The sequence below is a fragment of the Acidovorax sp. sif1233 genome, from assembly GCF_019218755.1.
Taxonomy (GTDB): domain Bacteria; phylum Pseudomonadota; class Gammaproteobacteria; order Burkholderiales; family Burkholderiaceae_C; genus Acidovorax.
Genome location: NZ_JAHUWZ010000002.1, coordinates 670,889 through 687,537 on the forward strand (window position 1 = coordinate 670,889; position 16,649 = coordinate 687,537).

Below are 16,649 nucleotides of genomic sequence, written 5' to 3' on the forward strand. Positions count from 1 at the left end.
GCCTGACCTCGCTTACTCCGCCGCGCAGACGAAGCTGCTGGCATCCTCCACGCTGCCCGAGCCCTTGTATTTGGCGAACTTCGGGTAGGCACACAAGGGCCGTGTGCGATTGGGCATGTCGGTACTGGCAGGCAGTGCCTTGGCGGCAAGGGTCTCGGGTGCCACGCCCTTCTCCACCCAGTCCACCATGGCCTGGATCGAATCGAAATTGTCCGTGGCCGGGCCGCCCGAGCAGTGGTTCATGCCGGGCACCAGGAACGTGCGCGCGAAACCCTGCGTGGCCGCGATACCTCCGTGGTGGGACGCCAGGCGCTCGTAGTAGTCCAGGGTGTCAAGCGCCGAGAAGATCGGGTCGGACATGCCATGGATGAACAGCATCTTGCCGCCGCGCTGCTTGAACGCGGCGAGCTTGTCGTCGCGGTACGTGTCGTAGATGGCCGAGTAGGCCTCCATGCGCGCGGGGTCGGTGTCGAAGTTGAACGTCAGCGGGTTGAACGTGAGGTCCGGCGGGGTGAGGAATTCGTTGACCAGAGCGTCCACCATCAGCGTGATGTAGCGCGCATCCGGCGTGGCGGTGGTGGAGCTGCCCAGCGTCCAGCTGCGCCAGCCCGGGGCGGCCAGGCCCGGGTCCCACGGCTGGCCCGCATACAGCGCCTGGCCGGCCGAGTTGCGCGGGCCCGCGAACACGCTCTTGAGCGCCCCGACCTGGGCGCTGCTCAGGCAGTCGGCCTGCTTGCCGCCGCGGCACTGGAGCACGGCGGGGTCGAACTGGCAGGCCTTGACGTTGTTCACCATGCCGTCGGCCACGCCATCGGCGGCATCGCACGACGCCTTCACGCCGTTGGCCACCAGCTGGAGGTCGGCATTGCTGAAGGCCTGCGACAGGATGCGCTTGCCCGCCGCGTCCTGCGGGGCGATGGCGTTGAACTCAATGGTGTTCCACATCGCCGCCACCGTGGCGCCGCTCGACACGCGCATGGCGGGCGCGCCGGCGGTGATGGCGTCGAAGTAGTCCGGGAACCGCTGCGAGAACATCATGCCCTGGCGCCCGCCGCCCGAGCAGCCCGAGAAGTACGAATGGTCGGGCCTGCGGCCATACAGGGTCGAGATCAGCGACTTGGCTGCCACGGCCGTCTTGTCGTAGGAGTTGTAGGCATGGTCGATGCGCGCTTGCGGGTCCGCCCCGAAGCTGGCCGAGGTGCCGCTGTGCCCCGCGTCGGTGGAGACCACCGCGAAGCCCTGCCCCAGCGGCGACGGCGTGCCGCCCGAGATGCTGGAGCTGAGGGAGGTGTCGCGCAGGATGCCGTCATTGCCGCCGCCACCGATGAACAGGAAACGCCCGTTCCATTGGTCCGGCAGGCTCAGCTGGAAGCCGATGGCGTAGTTCTTCCCATCGACTCCCACGCGGGGGTTGATGCTGCCCGTGACCACGCAGTGGCCGGGCAGGAAGGCGCCGGTGCTGGCGCCGCCCGGCCGCCTGGTGTCCGCCGCCACGTAGCTCGCCGTGAGCGTGGTGGCCGCGAGGCCCGCCTGGCTGGGTAGCGCAGCGCAGGCCGCCGCCGGGGTGGCGGGCTGGGCCGAGGCATTGCCATTGCCGCCGCCGCAGGCCGCCATCAACAAGGGCATGGCAAGCGCGGCGGGGACGACCTGGCGGCGCAGCCGGGATGGGCGCGCGACCGTGGAGGCGGGTGGCAGGGCCCGCGAGGCATGGGCAAAAGGCATGGCGTATGTCTCCTGAGGTGGTGGGTGGGGTGTTTGTGCTGTGTGGCGCCGGGGATGCAGGGCGCAGCGCTGACAGGGCGCGGCTGCGCCGTGGCGCCGGCCGCCCGCGTGCGCAGGTGCAGGAGTGCTGGAGGTGGCCTGGGTGGGACCTGAGCGGCGTCAACCGCTCTGCCGCGCTGTCAGCCCATCAATCCGCCTTGAAGCCCGTGGCGGCCACGGCCTTGCCCCAGGTGACCGTGTCGGCGGCGATGGTGCGGGCAAAGTCCTGCTGGCTCGTGCCCGTCACGCGGAAACCCGCCTCCTCCATCTTGGCCCGGCCCTCGGGCGACTGCACGGCCTTGACGATGTCGGCATTGAGCTTGGCGATGATCTCCGGCGGCGTCTTGGCGGGTGCCACGATGCCGAACCACGAGGAGAACTCCAGGTTGGTGTAGCCCTGCTCCTTGATGGTGGGCACGTCCGGCAGCGTGTTGGTGCGGGTGGCGCCCGTGGTGCCCAGCGCGGCCAGCTTGCCGGCCTTGACGTTGGGGGCGGCCAGGCCCACGCTGGCGAACACGCCCTGGACGTCGCCGCTGAACAGCCCGCCCAGCGCATCGGCCGTGTTCTTGTAGTGCACCGGCTCTGGCTTGAGCTTGACCGCATCGCCGAACATGAACGCGCCAAAGTGCCCCGGCGTGCCGGCCCCGAAGGTGGCCAGGAACAGGCCCTTTTGCTGCTTGGTCCAGTCCACGAACTCCTTGACGTTGCGCGCGGGCACCTTCTGTGGATTGACCAGCAGCACGAAGTCGGACGTCACCACCTGGCTCACGGCCGTGAAGTCCTTGGCGGGGTCGTAGGGCAGCTTGTTGTAGCTGCTGGGCGCAATGCTGAGCTGGCCCGTTTCGCCCAGCATCAGCGTGTACCCGTCAGGCGCGGCGCGCGCGGCTTCGCTGGCGGCGATCAGCCCGCCCGCGCCGGGCTTGTTGTCCACGATCACGCCCGCGTTGCCCCAGCCCTCGGACAGCTTTTGTGCCAGCAGGCGCGCCACGATGTCCGGCCCCGTGCCCGCCGGAAAGCCCACGATGATGCGCACGGGCTTGCTGGGGTACGTGGCTGCCCCCTGCGCCTGGGCGCCGGCCCAGGGCATCAGCCCTGCGAGCATGGCGGCGGCCAGAAGGGCGCGGCGTGGCGTGGCGATGAAAGAGGTGGGCTTGGCAGTGGTCTTCATGGATGTCTCCAGGTTTCTTGTACGTTGGGAAGATTCAAAAATTCAGAAATTGCCCGGGGTGCCGGACGCTAGCGCAGCTCAAAAAAGCGCATGGCCACCGCATCCGGGTAGCGCGCGCCGGTGCCGACGAACATGCGCTCGGCGATCCAGGCCAGCGCCGGGGACGCCGTCTCGAAGCTCGGGCTGCAGCGGAAATAGACTTGCGCCGGGTCCACCGCCTCGCCGCGCACCAGGCGGGCGATCAGCTCGGCGGGTCCGGAGCGCACGGCCCGGTTTTGTACGTAGATGAGATCGCCACCATCGGTTTCGAGCACGTAGCGGGCGTCCAGCTCGGACAGCCGGTCGTTCACGATGAGCTGGAAGTCCGCACCGCCGGGCAGCACCCGTGCGCGCCAGCCGTCGCCAGAGGCGCTGCCGCCCAGGATGGGAATCAGCCGGCGCAGCCCGTGCACGGTGTGGCCCACTTCCTGGGGGGTGCCGACCTCCACGCGCAGGTCGGCAAAAAATCGGAATTGCGGGTCGGGCAAGGGGATGAGATCAGGCATGGGACCTAGCGTAAGTCCCGTTGCCACCCGAGCCTGTCATCCCAGAGGATGACGGGATAACCCGGGCTTTCGGCGACGGAATCGGGGGCGTTTTCAGCGCACACTCCACGCTTTCGGCAACGAACACTCCAATTTCCGACTTTTCCCATGCGGCAGTGGCTCCCCCCTTCCCTGCAGAAAGCACCCGGCCGGCAGGTGCTGCAAAACCCCGCCAGCGAGACCCTGGCGAGCATGGTTCACCGCCTGGGCGGCAACGGCTTTGCCAAAGGGCTTCTGCAGGACCTGGAGCCCGTGCTGCCTGCGGCCTCGTGGTCGGTGTACCGCACGGGCCACCGCTGCAAGCCCACACTGTTCATGTCGGCCAGCCGGGGCGTGCCCGACACCACGCAGGATTGCTGGTGGGCGTACCTCTCGGGCCCCTACCGCAGCGATAGCACCTGGGGCCGGGCCTTTGACGAGGCGCCCTTTGCCCAGCCCGAGACGCGGTTGTGCCACGTCACGGCCACCGAGGTGGAGGGCGAACACCGTGCCCGGGTGTATGAGGCCCACGGCGTGGCCGAGCGCGTGTCGGTGGTCGAATACGAAAGCGATGGCTCGGTGTTCGCCGTCAACTTCTACCGCCACCAGCACCAGCGGGCGTTCAGCGACCGGCAGATCGTCGCCTTCGAGTCCGTGGCGCCCGTGCTGCTGGCCCTCACGCGCAAACACATTGTTCTGTCGCACCCGTTTCCACCCACAGCCACGGCTGCCTGGCGAACAGAGGACAGCCGCCCAGGCCCGGCAACGTTGACCGTGAATACATCGGGCGCCCCCGCGCTCCTGTCAGCCGATGCCGCACCCGCCCCGCTGGCCGCCGATGGGCTGCCGGCGCTGCGCATGCGCCTGGTGCGCCTGCAGGCCGAGCTGACCGACCGCGAACTGGACGTGTGCGCCCGGTTGCTGCAAGGCATGACGCACGAGGGCATCGCCAGCGACCTGGGCCTGAGCGTGCCCACCGTCAAGACCTACCGCAACCGCGCCTTTGCGCGCCTGGGCATCCACTTTCGCAACGAGCTGTTTGCGCGGGTGCTGGGCGGATAGAAAGGGCCTCCCCCGCTCTCAAAATCTCAGACGCCCGGCGACCATGGCGGTGGCCGCCGCCGGATGGTCTGCGCCTTCACGATGGCCGTGCTCGTCTGCGCCTTGTCGGCAATGCGGTCCAGCACGCCGTCGAGCTGCTCGATGGAACGCACATACACCCGGGCGACAAAGCAGTCGTCGCCGGTGACCTTGTCGCACTCGCAGAACTCCGGCGTCTCCTGGATCAACTTCTCCACCGCCGCCAGCTGGCCCGGCAGCGGCTTGATGCGCACGATGGCCTGCAGCTGATAGCCCAGCGCACGTGGTTCGATGTCCACCGTGAACGCGCGGACCACCCCGCGCTCTTCCAGCCGCCGCAGCCGCTCGGACACGCTGGGCGACGACAGCCCCACGCGTTCGCCCAGCACCTTGAGCGAAGTGCGGGAGTCCTGGTGCAGCACGGTCAGGATGGCCTGGTCGATGGAATCCATGGCAAGCAGCTCCTCAGAATCAATGGTTGCCTCAGATTATGAGGATTTATTGAGCAGATGCCTTTTTTCATCCATTCCACGCACGGGCCCGTTTTCCTATAGTCATTCCATCAACTCACGGATGGAATGACACCCATGGACAAGAAGACGCAAGGCACACTGGAGATGGGCACCGCCATGGCCATATCGGGCACGATCGGCTGGTTTGTCGTGGAATCCGGCCTGCCGGCACTGAACGTGGTGTTCTGGCGCTGCGTGTTCGGCGCGGCCACGCTGGCGGCCGTGTGCGCCGCCATGGGCCTGCTGCGCGGCGTGTTGACCTGGCGCACGGCAGCATGGGCGGCCCTGGGTGGCGTGGCCATCGTCACCAACTGGCTCCTGCTGTTTGGCGCGTATTCGCATGCTTCCATTTCGATCGCCACGGCGGTCTACAACACCCAGCCCTTCATGCTGGTGGTGTTTGGTGCCCTGCTCTTTGGCGAGCGCATCACCCCGGCCAAGCTCGGCTGGCTGGCCCTGGCATTCGGCGGCATGCTCCTCATCGTGCAGGCCCGACCCGGCGCGAGCCAGGGCGGCACGCACTACACGCTGGGCATCGTCATGGCACTGGGGGCCGCCTTCTTCTGGGCGGTGGCCTCGGTGGTCGCCAAGCGGCTCACCGGCACGCCGCCCCACCTCATCGCCCTGGTCCAGGTCTGCGTGGGCGTGCTCCTGCTGGCGCCGTTTGCCAACCTGGGCACGCCACCGCAGGATGCCCGCACCTGGCTGCTGCTGGTCACGGTGGGCGTGGTGCACACGGGGCTCATGTACATCCTGCTGTACGGCGCCGTGCAGAAGCTGCCCACCTACCTGCAGGGCGCGCTGTCATTCATTTACCCCGTGGTGGCGATTGGCGTGGACTTCGCCGCGTTTGGCCACCGCCTGCAGCCGGCCCAGTGGCTGGGAGCTGTCGCCATCCTGCTCGCCGCGGCCGCCATGCACCTGCAGGGCAGCCGGCCCCGGGCGACCACCACACCGCAGGCGGCGGCACAAGGCGCCAAATAGCGCCGCATCCCGCCAGGCCCAGCCCATGGGCACGGCACAATCACCGGCCAGTGACACACCCCGGTGACCTCCCTTCTCCCGCCGAGCCGCCCGCGCCGCCGCGATCCGACCGCCAGGCGGTGATCGCCGCCTGGGTGACCGCCCTGCGCCGCCAGGCCAATGCAGTAGCGCTGAAGGCCCTGCCCCCGCTGACGGACGCCGAGGCCGCGCGCGTGATGGCGCTGATGCGGGGCGACGAGACCGGCACGGAGACCGCCACGCCGCCCGCCGGGCGCACCGCGCCACCGCCCGGCATCGCCACCGGGCACTTCCGCCCGCGCATCACGCTGATGACCCTGGGCCGGGGCGACGGTCTGCTGGGCCTCAAGCCCCAGGGCAAGATGGGGCCGCGCGGCGACAGCGTGACGCTGGCCCAGATCGACTGGACCTACCGCACCGACGACACACTCCCAGGCGCCATCGCCTGGCAGACGCCTGCGCCCACGTCCATCCTCAACTCGCGCCCCGCCCCGCTGCAGGATCTGTACGACACCGGCGGCCCCGTGGTGCGCATGCAGCGCGACGTGGCGGCCGAGTCGGACGCCATGGACCTCGTGTGGGATCTGGGCCTGTTGCCCGTGGACGCACGCTCGCTGCAATGGCGCAACCGCGATGCCGCCGCCAGCCTGGGCCCGCTGTGGACGCTGGCGCAGGAGGCCTTCTTTGGCGACTTCTGGGCCGAGCAGATCCCCCAACTCCGCGCCAGAGGCTGGAGCGTGGTGGTGCAACCGGGCTTCGCGCACGAGAGCGTGCCCGTGTTGCGCTGGAAGCTGCACATCGCCCCTGACACCGGCGAACTGCTGGGCAAGGAAGTGGACGGCCCACTCGGCCCACGCGAGCGCCCCGTGCAGAAACTGCAGCTGCCCGAGCGCGAAGGCGCCTGGCTGCTCAGCCTGGGCATCGAGATCGACGATGAAACGCTGGACCTGGCCCCCATGCTGGCCGACCTGCTGCGCCGCGACGCGCGCTGGCTCAATGCCCGGCAGATGGCCGCCATTGACGACATTGCCATCATTTCGCTGCGCGCCCCGGGCGGCAAACGCATCGACGCGCCCGCTGGCCCGCTCAAGGCCATCGTGGGGGCCATGATCGACCTGCTGACCGACCCGACCCGCAACCAGCGCAAGGACGGCGACCCGCTGCACCTGGGTGCGTGGGAGGCCCGCCGCATCGAGGCCCTGCGCGCCGGGCTGGTGCTGGCCCACCGCGTGGGCACGGTCAATGGCTGGAACAACGATTGGCAGTTGCAAGGTGATCTGGGCCTGGCGCAACTGGCCCGGCGCCTGCGCACCATCGGCACGCCCCAGCCCGTGGCCGCACCGCAGGGCTTGCAGGTGCAACTGCGCCCCTATCAACTGGAAGGCCTGGCCTGGCTGCAGTACCTGCGCGCCCAGGGCCTGGGCGGCATCCTGGCCGACGACATGGGCCTGGGCAAGACCGCGCAGGCGCTGGCCCACGTGCTGGCCGAGAAGGAGGCCGGGCGCCTCACCCGCCCCGCCCTGGTGGTGCTGCCCACCTCGCTGCTCTTCAACTGGCAGGCCGAGGCCGCGCGCATGGCACCCGGCCTGCGCGTGCTGGCGCTGCATGGCGCCAGCCGAGGCCAGCGCTATCTGCAGATGGCCGACCACGACCTGGTGCTGACCACCTACCCGCTGCTCTGGCGCGACGTGGAGGCGCTGGCGGCACAGCCATTCCACCTGCTGATCCTGGACGAAGCGCAGATGGTGAAAAACGCCGGCAGCCGCAGCGCCCGCGCCTTGCGCCAGCTGCAAGCCCCGCACCTGCTGTGCCTGACGGGCACGCCGCTCGAAAACCACCTGGGCGAGCTGTGGGCCCAGTTCGACTTCCTGATGCCCGGCTTTCTGGGCGATGTGCGCAGCTTCAACGCCCGCTGGCGCAAGCCCATCGAGGAAAACGGCGAAACCCTGCGCGCCCAGCTCCTGTCGCAGCGCGTGCGCCCCTTCATCCTGCGCCGCCGCAAGCAGGACGTGGCCACCGAACTGCCGCCGCGCACCGAGGTCATCCAGCGCGTGCAATTGCAGGGCAAGCAGCGCGAGCTGTACGAGGCCGTGCGCACCACCGCCGACAAGCAGGTGCGCCGCGCGCTCGAGCGCCAGAGCTTCGACGGCGCGCAGATCACCATCCTCGACGCCCTGCTCAAGCTGCGCCAGGTCTGCTGCGACCCCAGATTGGTCAAAGGCACCACAAAAACGGCGCAGACGATGGAGCGCGCCAAGCTCGAACTGCTGGCCGACATGCTGCCCGCCCTGGTCGACGAAGGGCGCCGCGTGCTGGTGTTCTCCCAATTCACCGAAATGCTCGCGCTGGCGGCCGAGCTGCTCGACACCCTGGCCCTGCCCTACCTCACCCTCACGGGCCAGACACCGCCCCGCCAGCGCGGCGCGGTGGTGCGGCGGTTCCAGGCACGGGACGCCACCAGCGCCCCCATCCTGCTCGTCAGCCTCAAGGCCGGGGGCCTCGGCCTGAACCTCACGGCCGCCGACACCGTGATTCATCTCGACCCCTGGTGGAACCCCGCCGTGGAAGAGCAGGCCACCGCCCGCGCCCACCGCATCGGGCAGGACCAGCCGGTGTTTGTCTACAAGCTGGTGGTGGAAGGCAGCATCGAAGAACGCATGCTGGAACTGCAGGCCCGCAAGGCCGCGCTGGCCCAGGGCGTGCTGGGCCACGACGCCGAGGGCGCCGTCAAGTTCAGCGAGGCCGACCTGCACGCCCTGCTGGCGCCACTCACCGAACCAGCCAACAACCCGCTGGGCATTCCGGGCGAGGACGCGCTGCGCTGGGGCGGCACGGGCAAACGGCGCCCCCGGCCGCTGCAGCCGCCCGAGGCTTGAAGGTTTTTTGGCTGTCAGCGCTTGTCCAGCAAGCGCCAGCAGCTATCAAATTGAAAGCAGTCCAGGCCCTGTGCCTGCCTGCCCCGAAAAGTGCAGAATTCAAAAGCAAGCAACGGAGTGCGCCCCGCCCACCCCGTCCCTAGAGTGCATGGCATCGCAACCCACCTTGTGAGCCATCCACCATGAATCCGAACTCCGCCCACCTCCACGCGAAAGCCCCGCCCCTGCATTCCACCCGCGTTGCCACCATGCCCCACCGCGCAACACCCTCCGCCAAGGCCGCACAGGCCGCTGCCGCCACCCAGGCCGACCCGCGCTGGGCGGCGGTGGTGGCGCGCAGCGCGGCGGCGGATGGCAGCTTCTGGTACTCGGTGCAGACCACGGGCGTGTACTGCCGCCCCAGTTGCGCGGCGCGCACGCCCCGGCCCGAGAACGTGCGTTTCCATGCCAGCTGCGACGAGGCTGAAGCAGCCGGATTTCGCCCCTGCCAGCGCTGCAAGCCCCGGCAGCCCTCGGCGCTGGCACACCATGCCGAGCTGGTCACGCAGGCCTGCCGCATCATCGAAGCCGAAGAAGCCACCACGCTCGATGCGCTGGCGGCCCGCGTGGGGCTGAGCAGTTCGCACCTGCACCGCGTCTTCAAGCAGGCCACCGGCCTCACGCCCAAGGCCTACGCCGCCGCCCGGCGGGAGCAGCGTGTGCGCAGTGCCCTCAAGCAACAACCCACGGCCTCCGTGACAGACGCCATCTACGGCGCGGGCTACCAGTCGAGCAGCCGGTTCTATGAGAAATCCGCCCAGGTGCTGGGCATGACCCCCACGCGCTACCGCGCGGGCGGCGCGGCGCAGCGCATCCGCTTTGCGGTGGGGCAGTGCTCGCTGGGCGCGATCCTGGTGGCGCACAGCGGCCAGGGCCTGTGCGCCATCCTGCTGGGCGACGACCCCGAAGCCCTGGTGCACGACCTGCAGGACCGTTTTGCCCAGGCCCAGCTGGTGGGCGGCGATGCGCAATTCGAATCGCTCGTGGCCCAGGTCGTGGGCTTTGTCGAATCGCCCGGCCTGGGCCTGGACTTGCCGCTGGACGTGCGGGGCACGGCCTTCCAGCAGCGCGTGTGGCAGGCGCTGCGTGCCATTCCCCCGGGGCAGACCGCCAGCTATGCCGACATCGCCCGGCGCATCGGCGCGCCCACCGCCACCCGCGCCGTGGCGCAGGCCTGTGGCGCCAACACGCTGGCGGTGGCCATACCGTGCCACCGGGTGGTGCGCAGCGACGGCGCGCTCTCGGGCTACCGCTGGGGCGTGGAGCGCAAGCGGGCGCTGCTGGACCGCGAAGCCGGCGCCGCTGAACCAGCACACACGCGGGAGAAGGCCGCATGAGTGCCCTGCCTCAGGACACGCACCCCTGGCCTGCCCGCGTGGCGGCCCTCGACTGGGCCCAGGCCACCGACGACCTGCACACGCAGGGGCATGCGGTGCTGCCTCGGCTGCTGGGCGAGCACGAATGCACAGCGCTCGCGGGGCTGTACCGCCACGCCGGCCCGCCCCTGTTCCGCAGCCGCGTGGTGATGCAGCGCCACGGTTTTGGCCTGGGCGAGTACCAGTACTTCAGCTACCCGCTGCCGGACGTGGTGGCCGGGCTGCGCGATGCGCTGTACCCCCATCTGTGCCCCATCGCCAACCACTGGAACGCCGCCATGGGCATCGATGCGCGCTACCCGCCGCGCCATGCCGACTTCATCGCGCGCTGCCATGCTGCGGGCCAGTTGCGCCCCACGCCGCTGCTGCTGCAGTACGCGAGCGGCGACTACAACTGCCTGCACCAGGACCTGTACGGCGAGCACGTGTTCCCGCTGCAGGTGGCCATCCTGCTGTCGGAGCCCGGCCGCGACTTCACCGGTGGCGAGTTCGTGCTGACCGAGCAGCGCCCGCGCATGCAGTCGCGCGCCGAGGTCGTCCCCCTGCGCCAGGGCGATGCCGTGGCCTTCGCCGTGCACCACCGCCCCGTGCAGGGCACGCGCGGCGCCTACCGCGTCCACATGCGCCACGGCGTGAGCCGCGTGCGCTCGGGGCAGCGGCACACGGCGGGCATCATCTTTCACGATGCTGCATAGCGATGCTCCCGCTGAGGCGCCTTCGGGGCCTTCACCCCTCTCTCGCTGCGCGGGAGGGGCCGCGCCCGGTGGCCTGGCGGAGCCAGTTCCACGGGCGCGCTCGCCCGGATCGCGCCCGTTGCACCGGGTCGGGCCATCACGCTAGAACCATGAATCCATGAACCTCGGTCTTTTTGATGAACTGCCCGCCACGCCCCAGGCGCCCGAATGGCTGGAGCCAGGCGCCGTGGTGCTGCGCGGCTTTGCCCTGGCGCAGGCGGCGCAGCTGCTGCAGGCCGTCGAGGCGGTGGCGGCCCGCGCACCGTTCAGGCACCTGGTCACGCCCGGCGGCAAGCACATGTCGGTGGCCATGACGAACTGCGGGCCGCTGGGGTGGATCAGCGACCGCAGCGGCTACCGCTACGGCCCCACGGACCCGCTGACGGGCGAACGGTGGCCGCCCATGCCGGCGGTTATCCATGCGCTGGCCCGCGAGGCCGCCGGGGCGGCGGGCTACCCCGGCTTCGCGCCCGACGCCTGCCTCATCAACCGCTACAGCCCGGGCACGCGGCTGTCACTCCACCAGGACCGCGACGAGGGCAACTACGACCACCCCATCGTGTCCGTCAGCCTGGGCATCCCGGCGGTCTTCCTGTGGGGTGGCGCGCAGCGCACGGACAAGGCCCGCCGCGTGGGGCTGCTGCATGGCGACGTGGTCGTGTGGGGCGGCCCGGCGCGCCTGCGGTTCCATGGCGTGCTGCCGCTGACCGAGGCCGCGCATGCGCTGACGGGCGCGCAGCGCATCAACCTCACCTTTCGCCGGGCGCGCCAGGAACTTGGGCCGGTCTCTTCAGCAGGCGGTGCTGCCTAGCGCGGGTACCCCGTCTGCGACGCGATGGAGGCCAGCAGGTGGTCGGCCGCCGCGCGCCCGCGCAGGCTGTCGGCCACGGTGAGCCGCTTGCCGTTGCGCAGCTCCACCTCGATGCGGTAGAAGGTCTCCTGCCGCGCCCCCGTCTGGGTGGAATAGCTTTCGGCCACCCGCAGCCGGGCGATGTCCGTGGCGGGCGCCTGGTGGTGGACCAGCATGAGCCCCAGGAGCCGCCGCTCGGTGCGGATGCCCCGGCCGTCCAGCTCCACGCTGAGGCTGTTGGCCACCGCGTAGAAGCCGCCCACCACCGCCGCCCCGCCCAGGCCGCCGAAGGCGATGAGGAAGAGCACTGGCACATCCTGGCCGCCCGCCAGCGCGGCAATGCCCACGAACACCGCCCCGGCGAGCATCCAGACGATGGTCTGCTTCCAGGCGCGCCCATACGGCAGGTACAGCCGCACCCCACCGGGAATGCGCTCCAGCTCGCTCACCGCGGCCACCTCGGCGTGGCGCATTTCCCGTAGCTGCGGATGCTGCGCCGCGTCCGCGCGCGCCCCGTGGGAAGCCGCGCCGGTGGCGTACACCGGCACGTCGAACACACGCAGGAACCTGAGCCCGGGATCGGCCGATTCCACCTGCAGCCGCCATGCGTGGTGTTCGCTGTCCACCGGCTCCGTGGCGGGCAGGCCCGCCGGCACCCGCAGGCGCAAACCCAGCTGGATGCCATCGCCCCGGGGCTCGACCTGGGCCACGCCCTGGCTCTGCCATACCGTGGTTTCGCGCGACTCGCTCTTGCCGCCAGTGCGGCTGCGGTAGTGCCGCACGCAGCTGAGCGTGACCGCGAAGTGCTGCTGCCCGGGCCGGTGCGCCACGGGCAGCGCGAGCGTGGCGCCAAAATCGCCGCCGATGGCGCCTGGAAACGGGTCCAGCACCAGCCGCACATCGCCAAAGCGCCAGGCATCCAGCGTGGCCCGCACGGCCCACACCAGCGTCGCGACAGCCGCCAGCAGCAGGGCCCCGAACACGGCCACCAGCAGGTACTGGGGGCCGTCCAGCGCCTCGTCCCGGTGGGCGATCGCGGACGGCCATGCGATCGCATTGCAGACCAGGGCAAATGTCCATGCGACCCACACCTCATAGCGCTTGTTCGACCGGATGCTGTTGCCCGCCCAGGCCGGCCGCCCCATCCAGGGCTGGGCCGATGCCTCCAGCGCCTGCGTGCCGCGCCCGGCGCGGGGGCCGCGCCATGCGCCATGGAGCATGCCCAGGCCCACGCCGCCGAACAGCACCACGAACAGCATCTTGAACAGCTGCATGCCCGGGCGCAGGCTGCGGTCCAGCACGGCCTCGTGGGGGTTCGACGGGTTCACCCAGGCCTGCACCGGCTGGCCCTCGCGCTGGGCGGCCTCCAGGCGTTCCCCCAGCTGCTCCTGGAAGTCGCCGATGTTGTCCGCGCCGGACCCAATCGCCACGCGCTGGCCTTGATAGTCCCGGCCCCCCACCTGGTAGCGGTAGCTGGCCGACACGCTGTAGGTGGTGGACTTGCTGCCACGCGAGGTCTCCAGACGCGCCGACACCAGCGTGGCCGGCACCGGCTGCCAGCCCTGCATGCGGCCCCAGTCGTACAGCGTGGGCAGCACGCCGAAAAGCAGCATGCCCACGCCCACGGCGGCAAAGGGCAGCGCGAACAGCGCCATCGCCCAGGTGCCGGACTTGCCCCCGCCCTTGCGCGCCTGGGCCTCGCGGTGCTTCTTTCTCCGGGTGTTGCTGGTGGCCATCGGTGTGCTGATGACGTGGCGCATGGCGGCCGGGGCCCTGCCCGCCACCGGCAGCGTGGCGGGCAAGGCGCGGCCGGCCACGGCGTCACGTCCTCCTCCCTGTGTTCTTGTGTGCTGGAAAAATCTGCGCCTCCCGTGCGCTGGCACGGCCTGGACGGGGGCAGGCCTGATTCTGCGACCCGCCGCGCGCACGCGCAATGCATGTGGGGTGGTTGTCGTTTTTTGAATCTTTCAGGGCCCTGGCGCTTCATGGATAGGCGCCGATAGCTACATATTCGATAGCAAAAGTACCCCTGCCCCGGCAGCCCATCGGGGCACCAGGGCGAATCGGCCTTTGCCAGAATGGCGCCATGACCACGCCCACCGCATCCCACCGCGCGCCCCGCTACTGGCTCATGAAGTCCGAGCCGGACGAGTGCTCCATCGACGACGCGCTGGCCGCCCCGGACGCCACCGTGCCCTGGACCGGGGTGCGCAACTACCAGGCGCGCAATTTCATGCGCGACGAGATGCACATCGGCGATGGCGTGCTGTTCTACCACTCCAGCTGCCCGGAACCGGGCATCGCGGGCATTGCCCGCGTGGCGTCTTCCGTGCGGCCCGACCCCACCCAGTTCGATCCGCAATCGCCCTACCACGACCCCAAATCCCCGCCGGACAAGCCGCGCTGGCTGCTGCTGGACGTGCAGGCGGTGCGCAAGACACGGCTCGTCAACCTGGCGCAGCTGCGGGCGCGCCCCGAACTGGGGGAGATGCGGGTGCTGCAGCGGGGCAACCGCCTGTCGATCACGCCGGTGGAGCCTGCCGAGTGGAGCCTGATCCTGGAGATGCTGGAGCCGCGCGCGGCGGCCCGCCACGGGTAGCGGGAAACGGCCCCGGGGCTACCCCGGCGGGGGTGGCGCGGGTACCGGCCCGTCTTGCGGCACCGGCGCCATGGGCGCCGAGCGCACGCAGTTGCGGCCGTCCGCCTTCGCGCGGTACAGCGCGGCATCCGCCCGTTCCACCAGCTGCGGCCATCCGGCCTCGCCCCGGTAGCCGCACGCCACGCCAAAGCTGGCCGTGACGCGCAGCGCGGTGTCCTCCGCCGAGGTGAAGGTTTCCCGCTCGAGCGCCTGGCGCAGCTTCTCGGCGATCACGAGGGTCCCGGCCATGTCGTCCCCCGCAACCAGCACCGCGAACTCCTCCCCGCCAAAACGGGCCACGATGTCGTTGGAGCGCAGAACCGTGCGCAGCAGCCTGGCGACCTGGATGAGCACGCGGTCGCCGGTGGGATGGCCGTGGGTGTCGTTGACGGCCTTGAAGTGGTCGATGTCCAGGAGGATGAGGCACATCGGGTCCCCCGCGCCCCTTCCGGCCCGCTGGGCCTGCGCGTGCCCGTCGAGCGCCCGGCGGTTGAGCAGCGAGGTCAGGCCGTCCGTCTCCGCCAGGCTCTTGAGCTCGTTGGCCATGGACGCCCGCTCCCTGAGCTTGCCCTGGAGCACCTCGATGGCGCGAAAGAGGCCGGTGACCTCGCCCGCGGCCGTGGGGTGCCCGTAGGGCACGGCGGGCCGGTCTTCGGCCAGCCGCAGGACCGCCGCGTGGGCATGGAGCAGCGGGCGGAAGACGCGGGCCCGCACCGAAAGAATCAGCCACACCAAGATCGCGAAGATGGCGCCCGTCACGACCGCCACCGCCGCCAGGGTGGCCAGCGCCGCATCCCTGTTGTGCTCGGACCGCTTGACCGCCGCGTCCAGGAAAACGCTGCGGTAGGTTTCAATCGGCCGCATGGTCGGCACGTAGCGCTCGGTGAACTCGGTCGCCGACATCGTGTAGCGGGCGCCCGGGCGTCCTTCGGCGATCAGCCGGTCGATCAGCGCAAAACCATCGCCGAAGTAGCCGCGTTCGATCTCTTCGCGGGTTCTTGCCAGCGTTTCATTGTCATGCAGCCCCCCGTGGGCGCCGATCACCTGCCACAGCGCCCTCAGCCGCCCCTGCGTTTGCCGGCTCTCGATGATGTTCTTGAGCGGCAGGCGCTGCCCCAGGGCGATGGGCGCCATGATCTGCGAGGCGGCCCGTCCCCCATAGTCCCGGAAGTCGTTGAGCATCTGGCCGATCAGGACGGGAGAGGCCAGGCTCGCGTCGTGGTGCAGGATCTCGTTGGCCTGCCACGCGATGATCGCCTGGACTTTGTCGGACGCCTCGAACATGCCCTGGATGGCCGCATCCAGCTCGTCCGGACGCAGCGAGGCCAGGGGCACCGCCGCCGCCTCGTCGACCTGGCGCCGCGCCCGGGCCAGCTGCTGCGTGACACCCTCCAGCAACGCCGGCGGCACGGGGTGGTGGTGCAGGCCCCAGCGCGGCGGCTGCGGCTGCGCCAGCGCCGCCAGCGCGGCGTCCACCCGGGACCGCAACTGTGCCAGGCGCCGGGTTCCCGCGCTGTCGGGCGCGGGCGTTTCGGACATCACGACATTCGCGGGCCCCCGCTCCGCCGCGACCAGGGTGGCGATATCGAGAACGCGCCGGAAATGCTGGATGTCGTGCAGCCCCTGCCGCGCCATCTCGAATTCGTGGAACGTCGGCACCACGATCGTCAGCGCGAGCAGCGCCGTGGCGAGGATCGCGATCGCGACATGGATCGACAGCCTCGTGTTGAAGCTGCGCTCCGGCGACACCGCGGGGCTGGCGTCCTGCGCGGTGTCCGCCGCGTCCATGGCGCCCGCCGCGCCCTCTCCTTCTTCTTTTTTCTCTGTGGAAAACAGTGGAAAGAACAGCTTGAACCTCCTGGAGCCCCGAAATTGCACCCATTGCGCGCAGCGGCATGCCGCCCGGCTGCCAGACTAGGTTACCACCTGCAACCAGAGGCCCAGGGGGGTGATACCCGCAGGGCCCCGCCCCACGGCATGCCGGGCGCCGGTAGGAACGTGCTGACGGCCGCCTGCTTTCCCGTCCGACATCCGGCGGGCCGGCCGGCGC

General features: G+C 70.2%; 13 protein-coding genes. 7 read left to right on the plus strand and 6 right to left on the minus strand.

What is annotated here, in order from left to right:
• Positions 1 to 12: 12 nt before the first annotated feature.
• From KW843_RS10505 to KW843_RS10515, 3 genes are all read right to left on the minus strand, one after another.
• Positions 13 to 1,722, minus strand: coding sequence for a tannase/feruloyl esterase family alpha/beta hydrolase (locus KW843_RS10505; protein WP_218295064.1), 1,710 nt, complete (start codon positions 1,720 to 1,722; stop codon positions 13 to 15).
• A 187-nt stretch (positions 1,723 to 1,909) separates the two neighbouring features.
• A complete protein-coding gene (locus tag KW843_RS10510; protein WP_218295065.1) occupies positions 1,910 to 2,929 on the minus strand; it encodes a tripartite tricarboxylate transporter substrate binding protein in 1,020 nt (339 codons plus the stop codon).
• 68 nt (positions 2,930 to 2,997) lie between these two features.
• Positions 2,998 to 3,474, minus strand: coding sequence for a DUF3237 domain-containing protein (locus KW843_RS10515; protein ID WP_218295066.1), 477 nt, complete (start codon positions 3,472 to 3,474; stop codon positions 2,998 to 3,000).
• A gap of 147 nt (positions 3,475 to 3,621) precedes the next feature.
• Here KW843_RS10515 and KW843_RS10520 point away from each other — a divergent pair, with 147 nt between their 5' ends.
• The gene (locus KW843_RS10520; protein WP_370628482.1) at positions 3,622 to 4,554 is read left to right on the plus strand and encodes a helix-turn-helix transcriptional regulator; all 933 of its coding nucleotides are present in this window, start codon (positions 3,622 to 3,624) and stop codon (positions 4,552 to 4,554) included.
• A gap of 26 nt (positions 4,555 to 4,580) precedes the next feature.
• Here KW843_RS10520 and KW843_RS10525 read toward each other — a convergent pair whose 3' ends face one another.
• The gene (locus tag KW843_RS10525; RefSeq protein WP_010458347.1) at positions 4,581 to 5,024 is read right to left on the minus strand and encodes an Lrp/AsnC family transcriptional regulator; all 444 of its coding nucleotides are present in this window, start codon (positions 5,022 to 5,024) and stop codon (positions 4,581 to 4,583) included.
• 135 nt (positions 5,025 to 5,159) lie between these two features.
• Between KW843_RS10525 and KW843_RS10530 the strand changes: the two genes are divergently transcribed.
• The 5 genes from KW843_RS10530 to alkB all read left to right on the plus strand — a co-directional run bounded on the left by KW843_RS10530 (position 5,160) and on the right by alkB (position 11,922).
• Positions 5,160 to 6,068: a DMT family transporter gene (locus KW843_RS10530; protein WP_218295067.1), complete on the plus strand. Its 909-nt coding sequence runs from the start codon at positions 5,160 to 5,162 to the stop codon at positions 6,066 to 6,068.
• A gap of 50 nt (positions 6,069 to 6,118) precedes the next feature.
• Positions 6,119 to 8,962: a DEAD/DEAH box helicase gene (locus KW843_RS10535; protein ID WP_218295068.1), complete on the plus strand. Its 2,844-nt coding sequence runs from the start codon at positions 6,119 to 6,121 to the stop codon at positions 8,960 to 8,962.
• Positions 8,963 to 9,210: 248 nt separating this feature from the next.
• On the plus strand, positions 9,211 to 10,338 hold the full coding sequence (gene ada, locus KW843_RS10540; protein ID WP_255594656.1) for a bifunctional DNA-binding transcriptional regulator/O6-methylguanine-DNA methyltransferase Ada: 1,128 nt from the start codon (positions 9,211 to 9,213) through the stop codon (positions 10,336 to 10,338).
• Complete coding sequence (locus KW843_RS10545) at positions 10,335 to 11,072, plus strand: 2OG-Fe(II) oxygenase (RefSeq protein ID WP_218295070.1); 738 nt, start codon at positions 10,335 to 10,337, stop codon at positions 11,070 to 11,072. The genes ada and KW843_RS10545 overlap by 4 nt, the downstream gene beginning before the upstream one ends.
• 157 nt (positions 11,073 to 11,229) lie before the next feature.
• The gene (gene alkB / locus KW843_RS10550; protein ID WP_218295071.1) at positions 11,230 to 11,922 is read left to right on the plus strand and encodes a DNA oxidative demethylase AlkB; all 693 of its coding nucleotides are present in this window, start codon (positions 11,230 to 11,232) and stop codon (positions 11,920 to 11,922) included.
• Here the strand turns inward: alkB and KW843_RS26755 are convergent.
• Positions 11,919 to 13,778, minus strand: coding sequence for a DUF3592 domain-containing protein (locus KW843_RS26755; RefSeq protein WP_370628483.1), 1,860 nt, complete (start codon positions 13,776 to 13,778; stop codon positions 11,919 to 11,921). The genes alkB and KW843_RS26755 overlap by 4 nt on opposite strands.
• A gap of 269 nt (positions 13,779 to 14,047) precedes the next feature.
• On the opposite strand from KW843_RS26755, the gene KW843_RS10560 reads away from it, so the two are divergent.
• Positions 14,048 to 14,560 carry an EVE domain-containing protein gene (locus tag KW843_RS10560; RefSeq protein ID WP_218295072.1) on the plus strand — a complete coding sequence of 171 codons (513 nt, stop codon included), beginning with the start codon at positions 14,048 to 14,050 and terminating at the stop codon, positions 14,558 to 14,560.
• Positions 14,561 to 14,578: 18 nt separating this feature from the next.
• Here KW843_RS10560 and KW843_RS10565 read toward each other — a convergent pair whose 3' ends face one another.
• Entirely contained in the window at positions 14,579 to 16,387 is a 1,809-nt protein-coding gene (locus KW843_RS10565) for a diguanylate cyclase (protein WP_218295073.1), read from the minus strand.
• Between the last annotated feature and the right edge of the window lie 262 nt (positions 16,388 to 16,649).